Below are 19421 nucleotides of genomic sequence, written 5' to 3' on the forward strand. Positions count from 1 at the left end.
AAATCCCCACTAACTTTGTTAGTGGGGATTATCATACGTCCCGAGGATCATTCAAGTCTCTAAACCGATCGGCATTAGACAACAATGTGTCGGCTTTTGGTATGTAAGGTTGAATTAAGCGCGATTTGCAACCTTGTCTTTTAGCACTTGTTTTTCTGCATCTGAGATAAACGCTAGTTCAAGACCATTGATTTGCGCTTGGCGAATCTGCTCTTGAGATAGGCCTGCTTGAGGTGCAGCAACTTCATATTCGTAAGGAAGCTCAATACCTTCAACCGCTGGATCATCAGTGTTTAGACAGGCTAGAACACCGTGCTCAAGGAACTGCTTCAGAGGGTGGTTGGTTAGTGACTCAACCGTGCTAGTTTGGAAGTTAGAAGTCAGACATGACTCAATACCAATGCGGTTTGCCGCTAGGTAGTCCATTAGCTTAGGATCATGGATAGCTTTAACGCCGTGACCGATACGTGTTGCACCAAGCTCTTGGATAGCTTGCCACATACTTTCTGCGCCAGCTGCTTCACCAGCGTGCACTGTTACATTAAGGCCTGCGTCTTTTACTTGTGCGAAGTGCTTAACGAAGCGATCGCCTGGTTGACCCAGTTCATCACCCGCTAGGTCAACAGCAACAATGTGATCTTTCTGAGTCAGGATTGCATCTAGCTCTTGCTGACATGCATCTGTGCCAAATGTACGGCTCATGATGCCGATTAGGTTAGCCTTGATGCCAAAGTCACGCATACCAGCTTGAACGCCATCTACAACCGCTTCAACTACGCCTGCTACCGGAAGCTTGTGTTTCATCGCCATGTAGTATGGAGAGAAACGCAGCTCAGTATAATCGATTTGAGCGTTAAGCGCGTCTTCAACGTTTTCGTAAGCAACGCGGCGACAAGCGTCGAGGTCACCAAGGACAGCAACACCCCAGTCTAACTTTGAAAGGAACGCAACAAGTGATGGCTCCGCTTCAACGATTTGAACGTGCGGAGTAAGAGACTCGACATCGTAAGCGGGTAGAGCAACACCAAACTTCTGACCTAGTTCTAGGATTGTTTTTGTGCGGATATTACCATCAAGGTGACGGTGCAAATCTGTGAGAGGAAGATTTTTGGTTATCATTATCGTCGTTCCAATTAAATGAATTGAGCTAAGTATAAGAATCAAAGACAGAAGTGTCAGTAGATTAAGAGCATAAAACCAACCATATATGTTGGTTTTTATTTCATGTTAACCAAATCTGTTGGCCATTCATCGAATGGGACTGGCCGGCTATACAGAAACCCTTGTCCTTGCTGGCAGTTGAGTTGAGTCAGCATTTGCGCTTGCTCTGACGTTTCGATACCTTCTGCGACTAAGGTTACTTTCATACCCCGTGTCATGTTAATGATTGCAGCAACAATCGAAGTATCTAATTCTTGAGGTGAGAGTTTATCAACAAAGGTGCGATCGATCTTGATGCAGTCAAATGGCAGCTTATGTAAATACGCCAGTGAGCTATAACCAGTACCAAAGTCATCAATGGCAATGTGAACACCTAAGCTTCTGATTTCTTGCATGTTTTTTAAGGTTACAGGATCATTATCAACAATGCGTGATTCGGTTATTTCTAAGGTTAGATTGGTTGGATTTAACGTTGATTGAGTGAGTGTTTTTTGCAAGGTTGAGATGAAATCTGGCTGTGAAAGTTGATTCACCGACACGTTGACGTGCATGTGAAAATCAGAGTTCCACTTACCTGCTCTAATACCTCGCACTGTGTCATTACACGCTTGCAGTAGAATTTGCTCTCCAACCGCTTCGATTAAGCCACTCTCTTCTGCTATTGGGATGAATTCCAATGGTGAAATGAGCCCGGAAGATGGCGATAACCAACGTGCAAGTGCTTCTGCTCCGATCACCTCACCACTACTGAGGTCAATTAAAGGTTGGTAAAAGGGGACAAATTCTTTGTGTTCTATCGCGTCTTTAATTTTCGCCACCATCAGGGTACGTTTGCGCGAAATATCTGCCATTTCAGGGCGATAGAAGCTGATGTTTGACAACTCTTTTTTCGCATTGCTAAGAGCGATACTGCCATTGCGCAGCCATAAGGTCATATTGAAATCTGGACCACTCTCAACCACCCCAATAGATACGCTGATAACAACATTGTCTTGCCCCATGATAAAAGGGGAAGCAAACACCTGATGAATACGGTTGGCCGCTAGAACCAGATCTTGTTCGGTTTGCTTTTTCGAAGTGTAGATGGCGAATTCATCGCCGCCTATTCTTGCTAAATAGTGATCTTCGGAATAAATGGAATGTAACCGCTGAGATATGTTGATGAGTATCTGGTCACCTTTGTAGTGGCCTAGGCTGTCATTGATATCACGAAACTTCTTGATGCCGACGAGCATCAAGGAACCCTTTAGGGTTGGCAGCTTATCACAGCTATCAATAAGGCCTTCTCGGCTATACAACTTAGTTAGAGAATCATAGAGCAACTGGGAACGCAGCGCGCGAAATGAGGCTTTGAGGTTATTGGCCATCTCATTGAACGCATATACCAACATGGTTGTTTCGTAGATATTACCGGGTTGAGGCATGGTGCTCTCCCAATCCCCTTTGGCAAGATGCTTTGCTGCACTAGCGGTTGAAGTGATCGGCGCTACGACTCTGTTGAAAGCAAATAAGCCCAGTGCAATACCAATCAGACTGGCGATGATACCAATAATCCAGCTGTCTCTTTGGCTTTCAGGGAGCTTGCCGAGTAAGTCCGATTCGGAAATTGCAACGCCGATGTACCACTTAAGACCATGTTCATCCGCATAGGGAGTGAAATGGTTAAAGTAGCGTTGATTATTAATTTCGAGCGAGAAGCGTTGAAAGCCATCTTGTGAGTAAAGCCCATTTTCTTCGGAGTATTTGGCATTGGCTTTCACTATTGGATTCGCGCTTTCGGTTGCTAGGAGCCGATCGCCTTTTTTACTGAAATGCGTCCCCCAAGAAACAACCGTGCCATTTGTAGAGTGGGCAACTAATCTTTTCTTATCGTCCACAAGGTAAATGATGGCATTGGTCTGTTGCTGCTGGTCTTTTAGAAATAAATTGAAGGTGTCAATTTTGACGTCTGTGACAACCACGCCTTGAAAGTCTTGGTCATAAAATACTGGGGTCAGGGCTGATAGGGTAATTTCTTGTCTTTCATCTGCGTTGGCGTAGATCGATGACCACATAGGCGTGAGACTTTTGGCCACAGGCGCATACCAAGGGCGAATACGAGGGTCATAGGCATCGATTACAGAGCGTATATCTTGGCTGATAGTCTGGCCACGATAAATCACCAACTGCTGCTCGGTCCGGTCATCTTGAACCATTAAGGTGTAAGCTTTGTTGGGCTCTTTCCTAAAGCCAATATACTCAGCTCCCTCACCACCATAGCCAATAACGTCCAATTGAGGGATAGAATGATAGAGTGAGCGAAATGAAGTCAGGAAGTAGCGTTCAATGTCACTGGTATCTCCCCGTTGGTAGAGGCGATTGAAACTAATCGAGTGGCTCAGTGCTAGGCTTGCTTGAAAGGGTTCATTAAGAAAGCGATTTAACTCAAGGGTGACGTTAGCTGTTAAAGCGGATAATTGCTTATCACTAATATCAACGACCATTTCTTCATAGCTATGCTTCTGGACAGTCACTATTACCCCGATAGTAATGATGAAGATCATTACAAAAGGCAGTACTACCGCAGTTCTTAGCGTGATTTGTGTAGTCGCTGACATAAATAGCTTTCTATTATTACCGTATTTGGTATTGTATCTTTTATGGTAAATGCAAGCGAGGCCTTTGGTCAAAAAATAGGTAATCTCACTCTAACTATAAATAGAATAGAGCAAATATTACCTATTAGTGCTAACGAACTTGGTTGGTGCTGAGTGAGTTGCTAATTAGTAAAGCTCCTTTAGCTTTCGCGTTAGCGTGTTGCGCCCCCAACCTAAAACCTTTGCTGCATCCTGTTTATGGCCATTGGTATGTTCTAATGCCGCTTCCAAAAGTATACGTTCAAATTCAGGAAGTGCGTAAGAGAGAAGCTCCGTATCGCCCTGAGTGAGTGAATTTCTCGCCCAGCTTGCCAGTTGTTGCTGCCATGTACCTGATACTGCTTGCTCTCCGATGGCCTTTTCTTCGAAAAGTTCAGGAGGGAGATCGCTTGGCAATACCTCCGTTCCGCTCGCCATAACAGTTAGCCAACGGCAGATATTTTCTAGTTGGCGAACGTTACCTGGCCAATTGAGCTGAGTCAGTTTGTCTGCTGTTGATGGGTGGAGTGTTTTAACATCAACGCCTAACTCTTCTGCTGCAAGGGCCAAGAAATGTAATGTTAGCTTTTCAACGTCCTGTTTACGCTCGCGTAATGCGGGGATCTGAATACGAATCACATTTAGACGGTGAAATAGGTCTTCGCGAAAGTCACCTTTGTGCACCAACTGCTCAAGATTTTGGTGAGTTGCCGCTACGATTCGCACATCGACTTTGATCGGCGAATGGCCGCCAACACGATAAAACTGTCCATCGGCGAGTACCCTTAGCAGACGAGTTTGAATATCCAGTGGCATATCGCCTATTTCGTCTAAGAAAAGTGTGCCGCCATTAGCCTGCTCAAAACGCCCTTGTCTGACACTGTTGGCTCCAGTAAATGCCCCTTTCTCATGGCCAAAAAGCTCCGATTCGATTAAGTCCTTGGGGATTGCCGCCATATTGAGCGCAATAAAGGGTTTGCTGGCTCTTGGGCTATGGCGGTGCAAGGCGTGGGCGACCAGTTCTTTACCGGTACCCGACTCACCATTAATCAGTACCGAGATAGAAGAACGTGATAGTCGACCAATGGCACGAAACACTTCCTGCATTGCTGGCGCTTCACCAATAATCTCAGGAGGAGTGTAGTCTTCTTCAGCAAATGAGGCTTGATCTTGCTTTTGTTCTTGGCTGTGAGCAATTGCGCGTTCGACCAGCGTTAGTGTCTCATCAACATCAAATGGCTTAGGTAGGTATTCAAATGCGCCTTTTTGATAGGCGTTTACCGCTGCATCTAGATCGGAGTGCGCCGTCATGATGATCACCGGCAGTTCAGGAGAGCGATCGTTGACTTGTTTTAACAGCTCCAAGCCATCCATTCCTGGCATGCGAATATCAGAGACGAGTACATCGGGAGTTTCACGTTCGAGCGCCATCAGCACGCTTTCTGCATCCGAGAAGGTCTCGCATTTAATGTTGGCCGAAGAGAGTGTTTTCTCCATCACCCAGCGAATGGAGCTGTCGTCATCAACAACCCAAACATACCCTTTACTCATAGTCTCTTCCTTCCAGCAATGCCAATAACGTCAAATTAAATCGGTAAATATATTGTGAATGTTGTTCTACCAGGCCAGCTCTCGACATCGATCTTACCTTGGTGTTGGTCGATAAGGTTTTGGGCGATGGATAAACCTAGCCCTGTGCCACCTTCTCGCCCGCTGACCATTGGGTAGAAAAGTGTATCTTGTAGATCAGCGGGAATGCCTGGCCCGTTATCGATGATTTCGATACGTGCGGCGAGCTTGCAACGCTGGCCGTGGATATTGGCTTGATGCACCGTTCTGGTGCGAATAGTGATTTGGCCATTATCTTGAGCGCGCAAAATTTGTCCGGCGTTACTGACTATATTGAGCAGCGCCTGCTCAATTTGCGCCGCATCCATTAAGATTTCAGGCAAGCTCGGATCGTAGTCTCGCTCAATTTCAATGCTTTGATTGGCCTCCAAATCGACCAGCTGGCGGACCTTCTCTAAGATTAGATGCAAGTTTTCCTGCTTCTTCTGCCCAGGTTTTTGTGGGCCAAGCAGTCGGTCGACCAAGGCTCGGAGTCGATCAGCTTGCTCGATAATGATTTGGGTATATTCAGTGAGGCTAGGATCTGGCAGCGTTCTTTCCAGCAACTGAGCGGCACCTCTTAAACCACCTAACGGGTTTTTTATTTCATGTGCTAAACCGCGGACCAACAGTTTTGCCGCTTGTTGTTGAGCGTGCTGATTAAGCTCTTGGCTAAGGCGACGCTGCTGACCGATTTTTCGCATTTCGACCAACAGCATTAACTCTTTATTCCACGCTATCGGACTGACCGTGACCTCAAGCATCAGTGGCTTGCCGTCGACGACAAAGGTCACGTCGCTATCTGTAATGCTCTGCCCGCTTTGTAACGGTTGAGAGAGCAAAGCGAGGTCCATAGAGGCGTGTTGAATCAGATGAGAAAGCGGGTGCTCGGTAATTCGTTTAGCGCTTTGTGAAAAAAGCTGCTCTGCCGCTGGATTGGCATATTTCACCTGCAACGATTCGTTCATGATCAAAATCGATGTGACTTGGTGATTTAAAATAATGTCGTTTAGATCGCTATCCACTGCCTTTCCCTATCCTTGAAGTTCTTTGCACTAAGTTGGTGCAATTGATTTTTCAAGTATGGCGCATTCAACAAGAGAACTGAAGTGAAATAGTGAGGTGCCTCAAGCTTTCGGGGCTATCTGCATGGGTTTCACTGTTGAGCGTTGTAAATGCACCGTAATAGCTTTAGACGATGCAATAAGCTTGCCGCCTCTAACTACTTGAATAACCAATGAGTGTGAGCCTCGGTCGATATTCTTTAACTGCCAATTCGGGCTAGTTGTCGCTGCTCCATATTTTTCGCCATTGAGGGTTAATTGTAGCTGCTCTCCTGCTATCAGATGACGGCTTAGCACTGCTTGTACAGCTATTGCACCATTATTGCTCCTTAGCGCTTCACCGTTACTAGGGGCGGTGATGGTGACGGACAAGGGTTTAGTCTCAGCAGCTTGAGTCTGAAGTTGTGGCTGTTGCGTTGCTACTTGCTGAGGTGGGTCTAATTGAGGAGGAGCGGGCTGATCAAGGTTGGGTAACTCGACAGCTTGAGCTTGGCTATGATTCGGTGCATCGTCAAAATGCAAGGTGCCGTCTTGGTCGGTCCAAGTGTAGATGGTTTGGCTGTTTGATAGCGTACTAAACAGTAGCGCGATGACGCCCAAGAAGTTCGTGACTTGCATTGTTTACCCTTATATTGCGATGGCAACATACTAGCAGGGGCTCTTTTACTAGGGGCAATAGAAAAGGCTCGCCTGCGAGGCGAGCCTTAAATTCATGCAACACGATCGAATGTTAGCAATGAAAGTCGATTATACAGAGTAGTAAAGTTCGAACTCTAGTGGGTGAGTTGTCATGTTTACTTTCTCTACATCTTCAGATTTCAGACCGATGTATGAATCGATGAAGTCGTCAGAGAATACACCGCCAGCTGTTAGGAACTCACGGTCAGCATCTAGCTCTTCTAGAGCGTCTTTTAGTGAGTAAGCCACTGTTGGGATCTCTGCTGCTTCTTCAGCTGGTAGATCGTAAAGGTCTTTATCCATTGCTTCGCCTGGGTGGATCTTGTTCTTAATGCCGTCAAGACCAGCCATTAGCATTGCTGCGAAACATAGGTATGGGTTAGCCGCTGGGTCACCGAAACGAACTTCGATACGACGTGCTTTCGGGCTTGGTACCACTGGGATACGGATAGAAGCAGAACGGTTACGTGCTGAGTAAGCAAGCATAACAGGTGCTTCGAAGCCTGGTACAAGACGCTTGTACGAGTTAGTTGATGGGTTAGCAAATGCGTTGATTGCGCGAGCGTGCTTGATGATACCACCGATGTAGTACAGAGCCATTTCAGATAGGCCGCCGTACTTGTCACCAGCAAATAGGTTAACGCCATCTTTTGCTAGAGATTGGTGAACGTGCATACCAGAGCCGTTATCACCAACTAGTGGTTTAGGCATGAATGTCGCAGTCTTACCAAACGCGTGAGCAACGTTGTGTACAACATACTTGTAGATTTGGATTTCATCCGCTTTAGTCGTTAGGGTGTTAAAGCGAGTCGCGATTTCGTTCTGACCTGCAGTCGCAACTTCGTGGTGGTGCGCTTCAACAACAAGACCCATCTCTTCCATGATTAGACACATTGCAGAGCGGATGTCTTGTGAAGAGTCAACTGGAGCTACTGGGAAGTAACCACCTTTAACGCCTGGACGGTGACCTTTGTTACCTTCTTCGTAGTCAGAACCTGTGTTCCAAGCTGCTTCCACGTCGTCAATCTTGAAGAAAGAACCAGACATGTCAGTTGCGAACTTAACGTCGTCAAATAGGAAGAACTCTGGCTCAGGACCGATAAGTACAGTGTCAGCAACACCAGTAGAGCGCATGAAGTCTTCAGCGCGCTTAGCGATAGAGCGTGGGTCACGGTCATAACCTTGCATAGTAGCAGGTTCAAGGATGTCACAACGGATGTTTAGCGTTGCATCTTCTGTGAATGGGTCAAGAACCGCTGATGATGCGTCAGGCATCATTACCATGTCTGATTCGTTGATGCCTTTCCAGCCAGCAACAGAAGAACCATCGAACATCTTACCTTCTTCGAAGAAGTCTCCGTCAACTTGGTGAGAAGGTATAGAGATATGCTGCTCTTTACCTTTAGTATCAGTAAAGCGTAGGTCAACAAACTTAACTTCGTTTTCTTGGATCAGCGATAGAACGTTTTCTACTGACATCTTGGATAACCTCCAGTGTTATTAATTCGGTATTAGCGTGATTTGAAATAAATCCAGCATTGATTAATTTCATTTCAATCGTATTAATCGATGCTGATTTTAGTAAAGCCAAAACCGTGCCAAAAAATTATTCCATTAATTTTCAATAAATTAGCGGGCTAAGTGTGAAAGTGGTGCACTGTTTTGCACCAAAATGATCTTTGATTGCACTGCAATGGTGCGCTAATGTGGTTGTGCACCAATAGTAAACAAAATCGCTTCCATTCAGCCGAGTTTTGCCCTTGATGTCAATGAGGATTTCTCCTTACTCGGAGGCAGCTTGCGTTTCATCAATAAATTATCTTCGCAAAACTAGCGAATCAGATCACATATTTCTGGGTTTTTCGCTAGAATCTGGTACATTATGGCCGTTTTTTTAATCAAATAAGTTTGCCGAGATTTTCGGCGAGCTACTTATATCGAGCGAATCAAATCCATGGCTACTCCACAGATTGATAATTTAAGAAATATCGCGATCATCGCGCACGTTGACCACGGTAAAACAACACTGGTTGATAAACTACTACAACAATCAGGTACTTTAGAGTCTCGCGGCGAAGCTGAAGAGCGAGTCATGGACTCAAACGACATCGAAAAAGAGCGTGGTATTACCATTCTTGCTAAGAACACAGCAATTAACTGGAATGATTACCGCATCAACATCGTAGATACTCCGGGACACGCGGACTTCGGTGGTGAAGTTGAGCGTATCATGTCTATGGTTGACTCTGTGCTACTTATCGTTGACGCAGTTGATGGCCCAATGCCACAAACGCGTTTCGTAACGCAGAAAGCATTTGCTCACGGTCTTAAGCCAATCGTTGTAATCAACAAGATTGACCGCCCTGGCGCTCGTCCTGATTGGGTTATGGATCAAGTATTCGACCTATTCGACAACCTAGGTGCAACTGACGAACAGCTAGACTTTAAAGTGGTTTACGCTTCGGCGCTGAACGGCTGGGCTTCTCTAGAAGAAGGCGAAACTGGCGAGAACATGGAACCACTATTCCAAACTATCGTTGACGTTGTTGACGCACCAAATGTTGACCTTGATGGTCCACTGCAGATGCAAGTTTCTCAGCTAGATTACAGCTCTTATGTTGGCGTTATCGGTGTTGCACGTGTAACTCGTGGTAACGTTAAACCGAACCAACAAGTAACGGTTATCGGTGCTGATGGTAAGACTCGTAACGGTAAAGTAGGCACAGTAATGGGCTACCTAGGTCTTGAGCGTCACGAAGTTGCTGAAGCGAATGCGGGTGACATCATCGCGATCACAGGTCTTGGTGAGCTAAAAATCTCTGACACTATCTGTGCACAAAACGCAGTAGAAGCGCTACCTGCACTGTCTGTAGATGAGCCAACAGTAACAATGACGTTCCAAGTAAACACTTCTCCGTTTGCGGGTAAAGAAGGTAAGTTCGTAACGTCACGTAACATCCTTGAGCGTCTAGAAAAAGAATTGGTTCACAACGTAGCACTACGTGTTGAGCAAACAGACGATCCAGATAAATTCCGCGTATCAGGCCGTGGTGAACTTCACTTATCTATCCTGATCGAAAACATGCGACGTGAAGGCTTCGAGCTTGCTGTATCTCGTCCAGAAGTAATCATCAAAGAAGAAGATGGTCAACTAATGGAACCGTTTGAAACAGTAACGATTGACGTTCTTGAAGAGCACCAAGGCGGCATCATGGAAAACATCGGCCTACGTAAAGGTGAGCTGAAAGATATGGCACCAGATGGTAAAGGCCGTGTTCGCATGGACTTCGATATGCCTTCTCGTGGTCTTATCGGTTTCCAAACTGAGTTCATGACGCTAACGTCTGGTTCTGGTCTTCTATACCATACGTTTGATCACTACGGTCCACACAAAGGTGGCCAGATTGGTCAACGTATCAACGGTGTTCTAATTGCGAACGCTGCAGGTAAAGCACTGACTAACGCACTGTTTAACCTTCAAGAACGTGGTCGTCTATTTATCGGTCACGGTGTAGAAGTTTACGAAGGTATGATCATCGGTATTCACAGCCGTGATAACGACCTAACAGTAAACGCACTGAAAGGTAAGCAGCTAACTAACGTTCGTGCATCAGGTACTGATGACGCACAGGTTCTTACTCCGCCAATCAAGCACACGCTTGAGCAAGCTCTAGAGTTCATCGATGAAGACGAACTAGTAGAAGTAACGCCTGAAAGCATCCGTATCCGTAAGAAGTTCCTAACGGAAAGCGATCGTAAGCGTGAAGCGCGTAACGCTAAATAATCTTAGCGAATAGATAAAAAGCCCCGAGTAGCAATGCTGCTCGGGGCTTTTGTTATTTAGGGAGTTATCTTTGTAAGATATCTAGAGCCTGCTCGATAAAGCGAACGCGCTCTTCTAGCGACATGAAAGGTACTTCAACCACCTCAAAGCCGAGTTGTTGATAAACATCGACTAAGGCATTGTGAATGGCTAGAGCGCCCTCAAATGGGTAAGGTCTCACTTCATCTTGAACATAGATGCTGCGCTCGGGGCAACAGAAAAAAGCTTGTCGATGATAGCCTTTGCTTTCAGCCTGGTAGCAAAGTTCTATTTCTAGCCCTGCTTGCTGCAAGTAACCAAAAATATCAGGAATCGCTCGGTCGAGAAACGCCACCTCATGTTGGCTGGCTTGCTGTTTCTGCTCAGTCATAGCCGTAAGGCATAAGCGAGCAAACCCTGGCAGATCAAGCCAAGGTAAGACGCCGTTAGTCAATTGGCTTTGCTCTTCAATCAACTGACGGGAAGATTCAGCAAAGGTCTGATAGCTATTGGCGCTGAGCGCATCGATCAGTGTGGTCTTACCTGCACCTGGCCCGCCAGTGATGATGATAGGTAGCATTGATTTGGCTTACTTTTGATTTAAGCGATCTAAGAACTTATCAGATTCTGCAATCGCCGCGTTCATCTGCTTAATTGCGTATTGAATGTCTTGCTCAAGGTTAGTGAACTCACCTTGCAGTGCGCCAATTGCGCTAGCATTGAGGTTATGCTTCAAGTAGAGCGTATTATCGCGCAAGGTGTTTAATACTGGCGTCATCTTGTCTTCAGCGCGCTTCATCGCTGATAGCATGGTTTTGTATGAACGTTGCGTCTCTTTTAGCTTTTGTTCACTTGCACGGCGTAGTGAGCTACTGGTGTAGAGTTCCAGCTCATCTTGCCACTCGGAAAATAGTGCATCTGAAACATCTTCAATCGCGGCAATACGGTCGCTAACGTCTTGGGCTGCTTTTTCACTATCTTGATACTTGTCGTTAATCTGGTTATAAACCGTTTCAAGTTCACCGCCGTCAAAGTTGGTCAGTGCGGAAAGAGCTTCAAGGGCGCTAGTAAATTCTTGCTGTGCGTCTTGTTGTGACTCTTTGGCGTCCTCAACGCGATCCACCATAATGTCGCGTTTGTGGTAGCCTACTTGTTCCATCGCAGAGTAATAGGCTGATTGACATCCTGTCAGGGTGAAAATAGACAATACAATAGCCAGTAAGTACGGCATGATGGGTTCCTTTCCTTTAGAATTAGAATGTTAGGATGACTGAGTTGATAGGGAGATACAAGTTGAAAATCGAGTCATTGGTCAAACAGAGTCTGCTATTTGGGCGCTATCTATTGAGCCGAATGGGCCATGATAGAGTCAACGTCAATGCTGGCTATCTGGCCTACATCACTTTGCTCTCGATTGTCCCAATGCTGACGGTTTTACTGTCGGTGCTGTCTTCATTCGCCATTTTTGAAAATGCCGGCGATGCAATTCAAGATTTTGTCATTACTCATTTTGTGCCAGCGGCGGGAGATGCGGTAAAAGGGGCGTTGCTCGAGTTTGTATCCAATACTGGCAAAATGAGTGCTGTTGGTGGTGGTTTTCTTTTTGTTGCCGCGCTGATGCTGATCTCCAACATCGATAAAAACCTTAACTATATCTGGCGGGTACAGCAAAAACGCCGCGCGGTATTTTCCTTTTCGATGTATTGGATGGTGTTAACGCTAGGCCCAATTCTAGTTGGTGCGAGTATTGCGGCCACCTCGTATGTTACGTCACTAAAAATCCTCGAAAGCGAAGCGGTGTCAGGGGTTTATAACCTGCTGTTACGCTGGCTACCATTTTTGTTGTCACTGTTTGCCTTTGTCGGGCTATACCTGTTGGTGCCAAATAAAAAGGTGCGCATTTCGCATGCCTTAATTGGTGCGATTGTCGCAGCGCTGCTGTTCGAAGCGAGTAAGAAAGGCTTCGCTGCCTACATTACTCAGTTCCCATCTTATCAATTGATTTACGGTGCCTTAGCGGCGATTCCGATCTTATTTGTCTGGGTCTATCTATGTTGGTTGATTGTGCTGGTGGGGGCTGAAGTCACGGCTGCGCTGGGGGAAAGGGAACAGTGGTGCGAGTGCGAAGAAATGGTACACTCTGCGGAAAGTTTAGAAACACAGCAAGTAGAAGGAAAAGGCAGTGATCGCACTGATTCAGAGAGTAAGTGAAGCAGCAGTTCGTGTAGATGGTGAAGTGGTTGGCGAGATCGACCAAGGTCTACTGGTACTGTTGGGCGTTGAGAAGGACGATGATGAAGCGAAAGCAAAGCGTCTGATGGAACGTGTTACTACTTATCGTGTATTCGGTGATGAAGAAGACAAGATGAACCTCAACGTTAAACAGGTTGAAGGGAAAGTGTTGGTTGTCTCTCAATTCACGCTACCAGCGGATACTAAGAAAGGTACGCGCGCAGGGTTCTCTCGTGGCGCCCATCCGGCGGATGCTGAGCGCTTATATGAGTACTTTGCTGACCGTTGTGCTGAAGTGTTACCAACTCAACGTGGTCGCTTTGCCGCGGATATGAAAGTCTCTTTGGTCAACGATGGCCCCGTGACCTTTTGGTTACAAGTATAATTACAAGGCTAGTAGAGAGGTTTACACCTCTAGAAAAAGGATTTACATGTTTAAGCTGATTACGCCGAAGACAGAAAAACAACTCAACAAGTACTATCACTTCCGTTGGCAAATGCTGAGGGAGCCGTGGCGCATGCCGATCGGCTCAGAGCGTGATGAGTACGATCCGATGGGTCTGCATCGGATGATTGTTGATGGACGCGGCCGACCAATGGCGATAGGTCGCTTATACATTACCCCTGACAGTGAAGGTCAAATCCGTTTTATGGCGGTAAAAGGCAACCGACGCAGTAAGGGTATGGGATCATTAGTGCTTGTTGCGCTCGAGTCGTTAGCTCGTCAAGAAGGTGCTAAGCGCTTGGTGTGTAACGCCCGTGAGGACGCGATTTCATTCTATGAGAAGAATGGTTTTGAGCGTCGCGGTGAATTAACCGATGAACGTGGCCCAGTAAGACACCAGCAGATGGTCAAGCAACTTGACCCAATGGCCAATGTACTGCGCAAACCTGAGTGGTGTACCGAGCTACAAGAGCGTTGGGAGCATCAAATTCCTATCAGTGACAAGATGGGGATTAAGATTAACCAGTATACCGGTTATCAATTTGAGTGCTGTGCACAGCTCAATCCCAACCTAAATCCACATAATACTATGTTTGCCGGCTCTGCTTTCACCCTTGCTACGTTAACGGGTTGGGGGATGACTTGGCTATTGATGAAAGAGCGTAATCTAAGTGGTGACATCGTCTTGGCGGACAGTCAGATTCGTTATCGCCAACCTGTTACCCAAAACCCCGTCGCGTCGACTTCTCTAGATGGCATCAGTGGTGACTTGGATCGCTTAGCGTCAGGGCGTAAAGCGCGAATTGTTATCCATGTGACCATCTACAGTGGTGATCAAGCTGCGGTCGAGTTTATCGGTACCTATATGCTGATCCCAGATTATAAAGTCGTACTCGGTCCTGACTCTGGCTCAGAATCCTGAGTATCTTCTACCTGTGGCGCTTTAGGCTCAGTACGCTTTGGAGTGTCACAGGTTGCTTTAATCACATTTGCCCCATTAATTATATCGGACCAAAGCTGTAAGCAAGGCTGCTCAGATTTGAGTAGCAGAGTCGCAAATTGAGGCTTGGTTAGATCCATTTCCCCAGCGAGTTGGGTTGCCCCTTTGGTAGAGTGAACAGCAATACGCCCACGATCTGCTTTAATTTGAATCTCATCAAGGTCAAGCTTTTGCTTGTAGCTCTGCTCTCCATCGACACTTTTCGCTTCAAGATTTGCTTGGCGTAGGTAGGCGGTGATTTGTCCAGATAAACTGTGTGACAGCATAGAGTAGTCGCCCGACAAACCATTTAACTCAACCTCAACTTCTGCCGCGCCAGAAAGTGCAAAAGGTAGATACTGCTTCAGGTGGTATTGGTCGAGGGGAATACCATCAGCATGAATGGCAAATTGCCAAGGGGCGCTGACACTGCTTCGGTCCCAGGTTCCATTGGCTTCAATATAGCCCTGCTCTAGGGGTATAAAGGCGCGCTCCAAGGTAAACTTATGCTGGTTAGCAAAAGCACTGACATGCGCTTGAGTGGTTAACAGTTTATCAATACTGGCTGAATTGGCGCTAAGTTCTAACCGCCCCTCGAATAAGCCCAATTTATTTTGCTCGATTAGCGTAAGGTCACCTCCTTCTATGGTCAGCCCAGAGACTTGCCAATAAGGCTTATGTTCCACTTGAATCAATTGGGTGTTGTTAACCTCTAGATTGGCTATCGAAAGGCGCTGTAGTGGAGAGAGTATCTCGCGGATAGTAGGAGCTAGCTGCTCAGTATCTTCTAACCATTTCACACCGGTAATCAATAATTGGTCGAGTGCGACCTGCTGCGGGGTCAGCTTACCTTGTAGCTGCACTCGTCCTTGCTTGAAGTCACTGTCGAACTCATCGATGCTAATTTGATCAGGAGTAAAGGTCACTTTGGCGCGTGGAGAAAACACCGCTAAGCTTGGGTGGCGAATACTGTCGGCATTAAAAGAGGCATAACCTTGCTGTTGTTGCCATAGCGGCTTATCGAGCGAGATAGCTTCAATCGAGGCATCGAGATGTTTGAACTGCCACAAACCGTAAGAGAACGAGCTATTGAGAATGTCGAGACTATTGATGTGGTAGATAGGCAAATTGAAGTTAGACAATGTGGTAAGCAAAGGGCTGATTTGCTGCGACTCGGAGAGCGATAGCTTATCAATCGTGACGTTAATCAGTGACCAACCTTGCGGATATTGCTCTGCTTGGCCTGAGATGTTCGCGCCGCGCCAATTGAAGGAGCTGCCAAAGATGGTGCTATCTTGATTCTGGTAGCGCATATCCACTAAGAGATTGTCTAATGCTTCCCCATGCTTGTAGAGCTGCTGCGCGGAGAGTTGAATATCTCCGAAAGGCAGTTGCTGATCTTCAGTTTGCCACTTTGGTTGCTCGATTTGGAGATTGACGCCGCGTGCTGACCAGCGCGGACCACTAATATCGGTCTCTTTTAGTGCTAGCTGGTGGAGGCTCAACTGTGACAGTAGTGCCGATTGGTTATGTTTGAGGTTGAGAGTTGCGCCCTCAATTAAGATTGAGTCAAAGGCGAGCTTACCGTTTTGCCAAGGTTGTTGGCTTAGCCATAAGGTCAGTTTAGGCAACGATGTGCTCGCTTCATCTTGGCCGATAACAATATCTTCAAGGGTTATTTGCAGCGGAGGCGTATAACTCGCTTTGTTGGCTGTCACTTGGTATGGGGTGAGCTGATTAAGCAGCGTATTGACGACTTGTGTAGCGTAGCGCGTCTGCATAACCGTATACAGGCTAAGAGTAGCCAGAGCGATAATGCCGACAATAATCAGCGTGAGCAGCAAGAGTGCTTTCTTCACAGTAACCCACATTCCTATAGTGAACAGTGTTACTAGCTTGGAATACTTTTTCATTACAAGCAACAAAAAGCCCCTCGAAAGAGGGGCTTAGCTAAACATTTACCGTCGATATCACTAATCTAGCTGAGGACCTGCTGCAACCAGTGATTTACCTTCGTCATTGTCAGTGTACTTATCAAAGTTGTTGATAAAGCGGCTTGCGAGATCTTTCGCCTTGCTTTCCCACTGTAGCGGGTCAGTGTAGGTATCACGTGGATCTAAGATGCTAGAGTCAACATCATGCAGCGCCGTTGGTACTTCAAGATTGAAGATAGGAATGTGCTTGGTTTCAGCTTGCTCGATTGAACCATCTAGGATCGCATCGATGATGCCGCGTGTATCTTGGATTGAAATACGTTTACCGCTGCCATTCCAGCCAGTGTTTACTAGGTAAGCTTCTGCACCAGCGGCTTCCATACGTTTCACCAGTACTTCTGCGTACTTCGTTGGGTGTAGCGTTAAGAACGCTGCGCCAAAACAAGCAGAGAAGGTTGGCGTTGGCTCTGTAATACCACGCTCAGTACCTGCTAGTTTAGCGGTAAAGCCAGATAGGAAGTGGTACTTAGTTTGCTCAGGCGTTAGCTTAGATACCGGTGGTAGAACGCCAAATGCATCAGCAGAAAGGAAGATCACCTTGTTGGCATGCCCAGCCTTTGATACTGGCTTAACGATGTTTTCAATATGCTCGATTGGGTAAGAAACACGGGTGTTTTCAGTTTTTGAACCGTCATCGAAGTCGATTGAACCGTCAGGGCGAACCGTTACGTTCTCTAGTAGTGCATCACGACGAATTGCGTTGTAGATGTCTGGCTCAGCTTCTTTTGACAGCTTGATGGTTTTCGCGTAACAACCGCCTTCAAAGTTGAACACACCGTCGTCATCCCAGCCGTGCTCATCATCGCCGATAAGCTCGCGTTTAGGATCGGTCGATAGCGTAGTCTTACCTGTGCCAGAAAGGCCAAAGAAGATTGCCACATCACCGTTTTCTTTACACTTGTTGGCACTACAGTGCATAGAAGCAATGTCTTTTAGAGGAAGGAAGTAGTTCATCATTGCGAACATGCCTTTCTTCATTTCACCGCCGTACCAAGTGCCGCCAATCAATTGCATGCGTTCAGTAAGGTTAAATACAGTGAAGTTTTCCGAGTTTAGGCCGTGCTCTTCCCATTTCTGGTTAGTACACTTAGCACCGTTCATTACCACGAAGTCAGGTTCGAAAGTGGTTAGCTCTTCTTCGCTTGGGCGAATGAACATGTTTTTCACAAAGTGCGCTTGCCACGCCACTTCAGTGATCACGCGAATGCTAAGACGAGTATCAGGGTTTGCCCCACAGTAACCGTCGATAACAAATACACGTTTACCTGAAAGTTGCTCTGTTACTTGCGCCTTCAGATCATTCCATACAGCTTGGTCGATAGGTTTGTTATCGTTTTTCACTGTATCCGACGTCCACCACATATGTTCTTCAGTGGTTGCGTCTTTAACGATGTATTTATCTTTTGGTGAGCGACCAGTAAAAATACCGGTATCAACTGCGACAGCACCTAGCTCAGTTACGACGCCTTTTTCGTAGCCTTCCAGATCAGCGCGAGTCTCTTCTTCGAACAACATTTCGTAGCTAGGGTTACGAATAACCTCTTTTACGTTATGAAGCCCGTGTTTGGTAAGATCAATTGTTGCAGCCTTAGTATGTTCCATAACGGTCATAGGTGCTCCTTATCGGAATATTTTGTAGGGATTTTGTAATAATTTTTTAATTTTTATCTGCTCACCATGCTAGCAATGGGCCTCTTAGAAAACAGGGATATAGCTCAAAAATTATCCGTAATTTTCTTGGGGTTTTAAGCGACTCATCACATATTGGTACGGTTAGTTTATCGTGTGCGCAAAGCTTTGCGCTAGGGCAAAAGTATTATTATTTGTCTAAAATTAACCGGTTGTTTTATTACGGGGGAGGCTAGGTAATACGGGGCTTTGATCACAAAAAGGCCAGCGTGTGCTGGCCTTTTGAAAGGTAAATTACAGGCTTGCTATGCCATAAAAATTAATGCAGCTTATTTTCGCCTGAAGTTGCGTGTGAAAACAGCTCTTCTACGTCCGCCGAGTTGAACGAATAGTTCGTGCCGCAGTAATCACAATGTAAAGAAATTGAACCAATCTCTGCCAAAATGTCATTTACTTCCGCGCGATCGATAGTCACGATTGCTGCGCCACTACGCTCACGAGAACAGCCACAGAAGAACTCAACAGGTTGAGGATCAAACAGGCGTACTTTTTCTTGGTTGTAGAGACGGTAAAGTAGTTTGCTTGCTTCTAAGCTAAACAGCTCTTCATTTTTAACCGTATTGGTCAGCTGTTCTAGGTGCTCAAAATCATCTGGTGAACCAGTGCCATCAGGAACCACTTGAATCAGCATACCAGCAGCGTGAACTTTGCCTTCGTGCTCACCAGTACGTAGCCATAGGCGAGTTTTAAGCTGTTCAGAGTTAGCGAAGTAGCCCTCTAGAACCTCAGCTAAGTTATCGCCTTCCAGTGCAACGATACCTTGGTAACGTTCGCCTTTCTTAGGATCGATAGTGATTACTAAGTAGCCTTTACCCATCATGTCGTGGATTGTCGCGTCATCGGCGATGTCACCCTCAAAACGAGCAACACCACGAATCTTCTGATCGTGATCGCCATTAATTACCGCGAGAGATACCGGGCCATCACCTTGCAGCTGCATAGTGATCGAACCTTCGAATTTTAATGTCGCGGTTAGTAGAGTTGTTGATACCAATAGCTCACCTAGCAGCTTCTGTAGTGCTGCAGGGTATTCCTTGCTTGAAATAATTTGCTGGTAAGCGTCATCCAACTGTACCAACTCACCACGTACTGAAAGGTCTTCAAATAAGTAGCGATTCAAAACATTGCTTGCCATGTGGCGATTCCTCGTAAAT

At 46.2% G+C, this 19421-nt stretch carries 15 protein-coding genes; 4 read left to right on the forward strand and 11 right to left on the reverse strand.

What is annotated here, in order from left to right:
- Positions 1-114: 114 nt before the first annotated feature.
- From add to glnA, 6 genes are all read right to left on the reverse strand, one after another.
- Positions 115-1119 (reverse strand): adenosine deaminase, encoded by a 1005-nt coding sequence (gene add, locus ACHUFZ_RS11845; protein WP_394127343.1) that lies wholly within the window; start codon positions 1117-1119, stop codon positions 115-117.
- A gap of 98 nt (positions 1120-1217) precedes the next feature.
- On the reverse strand, positions 1218-3758 hold the full coding sequence (gene gepA, locus ACHUFZ_RS11850; protein ID WP_394127344.1) for a phosphodiesterase GepA: 2541 nt from the start codon (positions 3756-3758) through the stop codon (positions 1218-1220).
- Between the two features lie 165 nt (positions 3759-3923).
- On the reverse strand, positions 3924-5327 hold the full coding sequence (gene glnG, locus ACHUFZ_RS11855) for a nitrogen regulation protein NR(I) (RefSeq protein WP_394127345.1): 1404 nt from the start codon (positions 5325-5327) through the stop codon (positions 3924-3926).
- Positions 5328-5362: 35 nt separating this feature from the next.
- Entirely contained in the window at positions 5363-6409 is a 1047-nt protein-coding gene (gene glnL, locus ACHUFZ_RS11860; RefSeq protein WP_394127346.1) for a nitrogen regulation protein NR(II), read from the reverse strand.
- A 102-nt stretch (positions 6410-6511) separates the two neighbouring features.
- Entirely contained in the window at positions 6512-7066 is a 555-nt protein-coding gene (locus ACHUFZ_RS11865; protein WP_394127347.1) for a DUF4124 domain-containing protein, read from the reverse strand.
- A gap of 129 nt (positions 7067-7195) precedes the next feature.
- Positions 7196-8605: a glutamate--ammonia ligase gene (glnA, locus tag ACHUFZ_RS11870; protein WP_394127348.1), complete on the reverse strand. Its 1410-nt coding sequence runs from the start codon at positions 8603-8605 to the stop codon at positions 7196-7198.
- Between the two features lie 475 nt (positions 8606-9080).
- Here glnA and typA point away from each other — a divergent pair, with 475 nt between their 5' ends.
- Positions 9081-10910: a translational GTPase TypA gene (gene typA / locus ACHUFZ_RS11875; RefSeq protein ID WP_134834160.1), complete on the forward strand. Its 1830-nt coding sequence runs from the start codon at positions 9081-9083 to the stop codon at positions 10908-10910.
- 64 nt (positions 10911-10974) lie between these two features.
- Here typA and ACHUFZ_RS11880 read toward each other — a convergent pair whose 3' ends face one another.
- Positions 10975-11508, reverse strand: a complete 534-nt coding sequence (locus tag ACHUFZ_RS11880; RefSeq protein ID WP_394127349.1) for an AAA family ATPase — start codon at positions 11506-11508, stop codon at positions 10975-10977.
- 9 nt (positions 11509-11517) lie between these two features.
- Positions 11518-12159 (reverse strand): DUF2959 domain-containing protein, encoded by a 642-nt coding sequence (locus ACHUFZ_RS11885; RefSeq protein ID WP_053438688.1) that lies wholly within the window; start codon positions 12157-12159, stop codon positions 11518-11520.
- 62 nt (positions 12160-12221) lie between these two features.
- Here ACHUFZ_RS11885 and ACHUFZ_RS11890 point away from each other — a divergent pair, with 62 nt between their 5' ends.
- The 3 genes from ACHUFZ_RS11890 to ACHUFZ_RS11900 are packed head-to-tail and all read left to right on the forward strand — an operon-like array spanning position 12222 to position 14527.
- Positions 12222-13139 carry a virulence factor BrkB family protein gene (locus ACHUFZ_RS11890; RefSeq protein ID WP_394127350.1) on the forward strand — a complete coding sequence of 306 codons (918 nt, stop codon included), beginning with the start codon at positions 12222-12224 and terminating at the stop codon, positions 13137-13139.
- The gene (gene dtd, locus ACHUFZ_RS11895; RefSeq protein ID WP_394127351.1) at positions 13111-13545 is read left to right on the forward strand and encodes a D-aminoacyl-tRNA deacylase; all 435 of its coding nucleotides are present in this window, start codon (positions 13111-13113) and stop codon (positions 13543-13545) included. The genes ACHUFZ_RS11890 and dtd overlap by 29 nt, the downstream gene beginning before the upstream one ends.
- Positions 13546-13591: 46 nt before the next feature.
- Positions 13592-14527 (forward strand): bifunctional GNAT family N-acetyltransferase/hotdog fold thioesterase, encoded by a 936-nt coding sequence (locus ACHUFZ_RS11900; protein ID WP_134834164.1) that lies wholly within the window; start codon positions 13592-13594, stop codon positions 14525-14527.
- On the opposite strand, the gene ACHUFZ_RS11905 is transcribed toward ACHUFZ_RS11900, so the two are convergent.
- The 3 genes from ACHUFZ_RS11905 to hslO all read right to left on the reverse strand — a co-directional run bounded on the left by ACHUFZ_RS11905 (position 14485) and on the right by hslO (position 19402).
- Complete coding sequence (locus tag ACHUFZ_RS11905; protein WP_394127352.1) at positions 14485-16443, reverse strand: AsmA family protein; 1959 nt, start codon at positions 16441-16443, stop codon at positions 14485-14487. The genes ACHUFZ_RS11900 and ACHUFZ_RS11905 overlap by 43 nt on opposite strands.
- 114 nt (positions 16444-16557) lie before the next feature.
- On the reverse strand, positions 16558-18189 hold the full coding sequence (pckA, locus tag ACHUFZ_RS11910) for a phosphoenolpyruvate carboxykinase (ATP) (protein WP_394127353.1): 1632 nt from the start codon (positions 18187-18189) through the stop codon (positions 16558-16560).
- 337 nt (positions 18190-18526) lie between these two features.
- Complete coding sequence (hslO, locus tag ACHUFZ_RS11915; RefSeq protein WP_394127354.1) at positions 18527-19402, reverse strand: Hsp33 family molecular chaperone HslO; 876 nt, start codon at positions 19400-19402, stop codon at positions 18527-18529.
- Between the last annotated feature and the right edge of the window lie 19 nt (positions 19403-19421).

The organism is Vibrio hepatarius (assembly GCF_043642085.1).
Lineage (GTDB): Bacteria > Pseudomonadota > Gammaproteobacteria > Enterobacterales > Vibrionaceae > Vibrio > Vibrio hepatarius_C.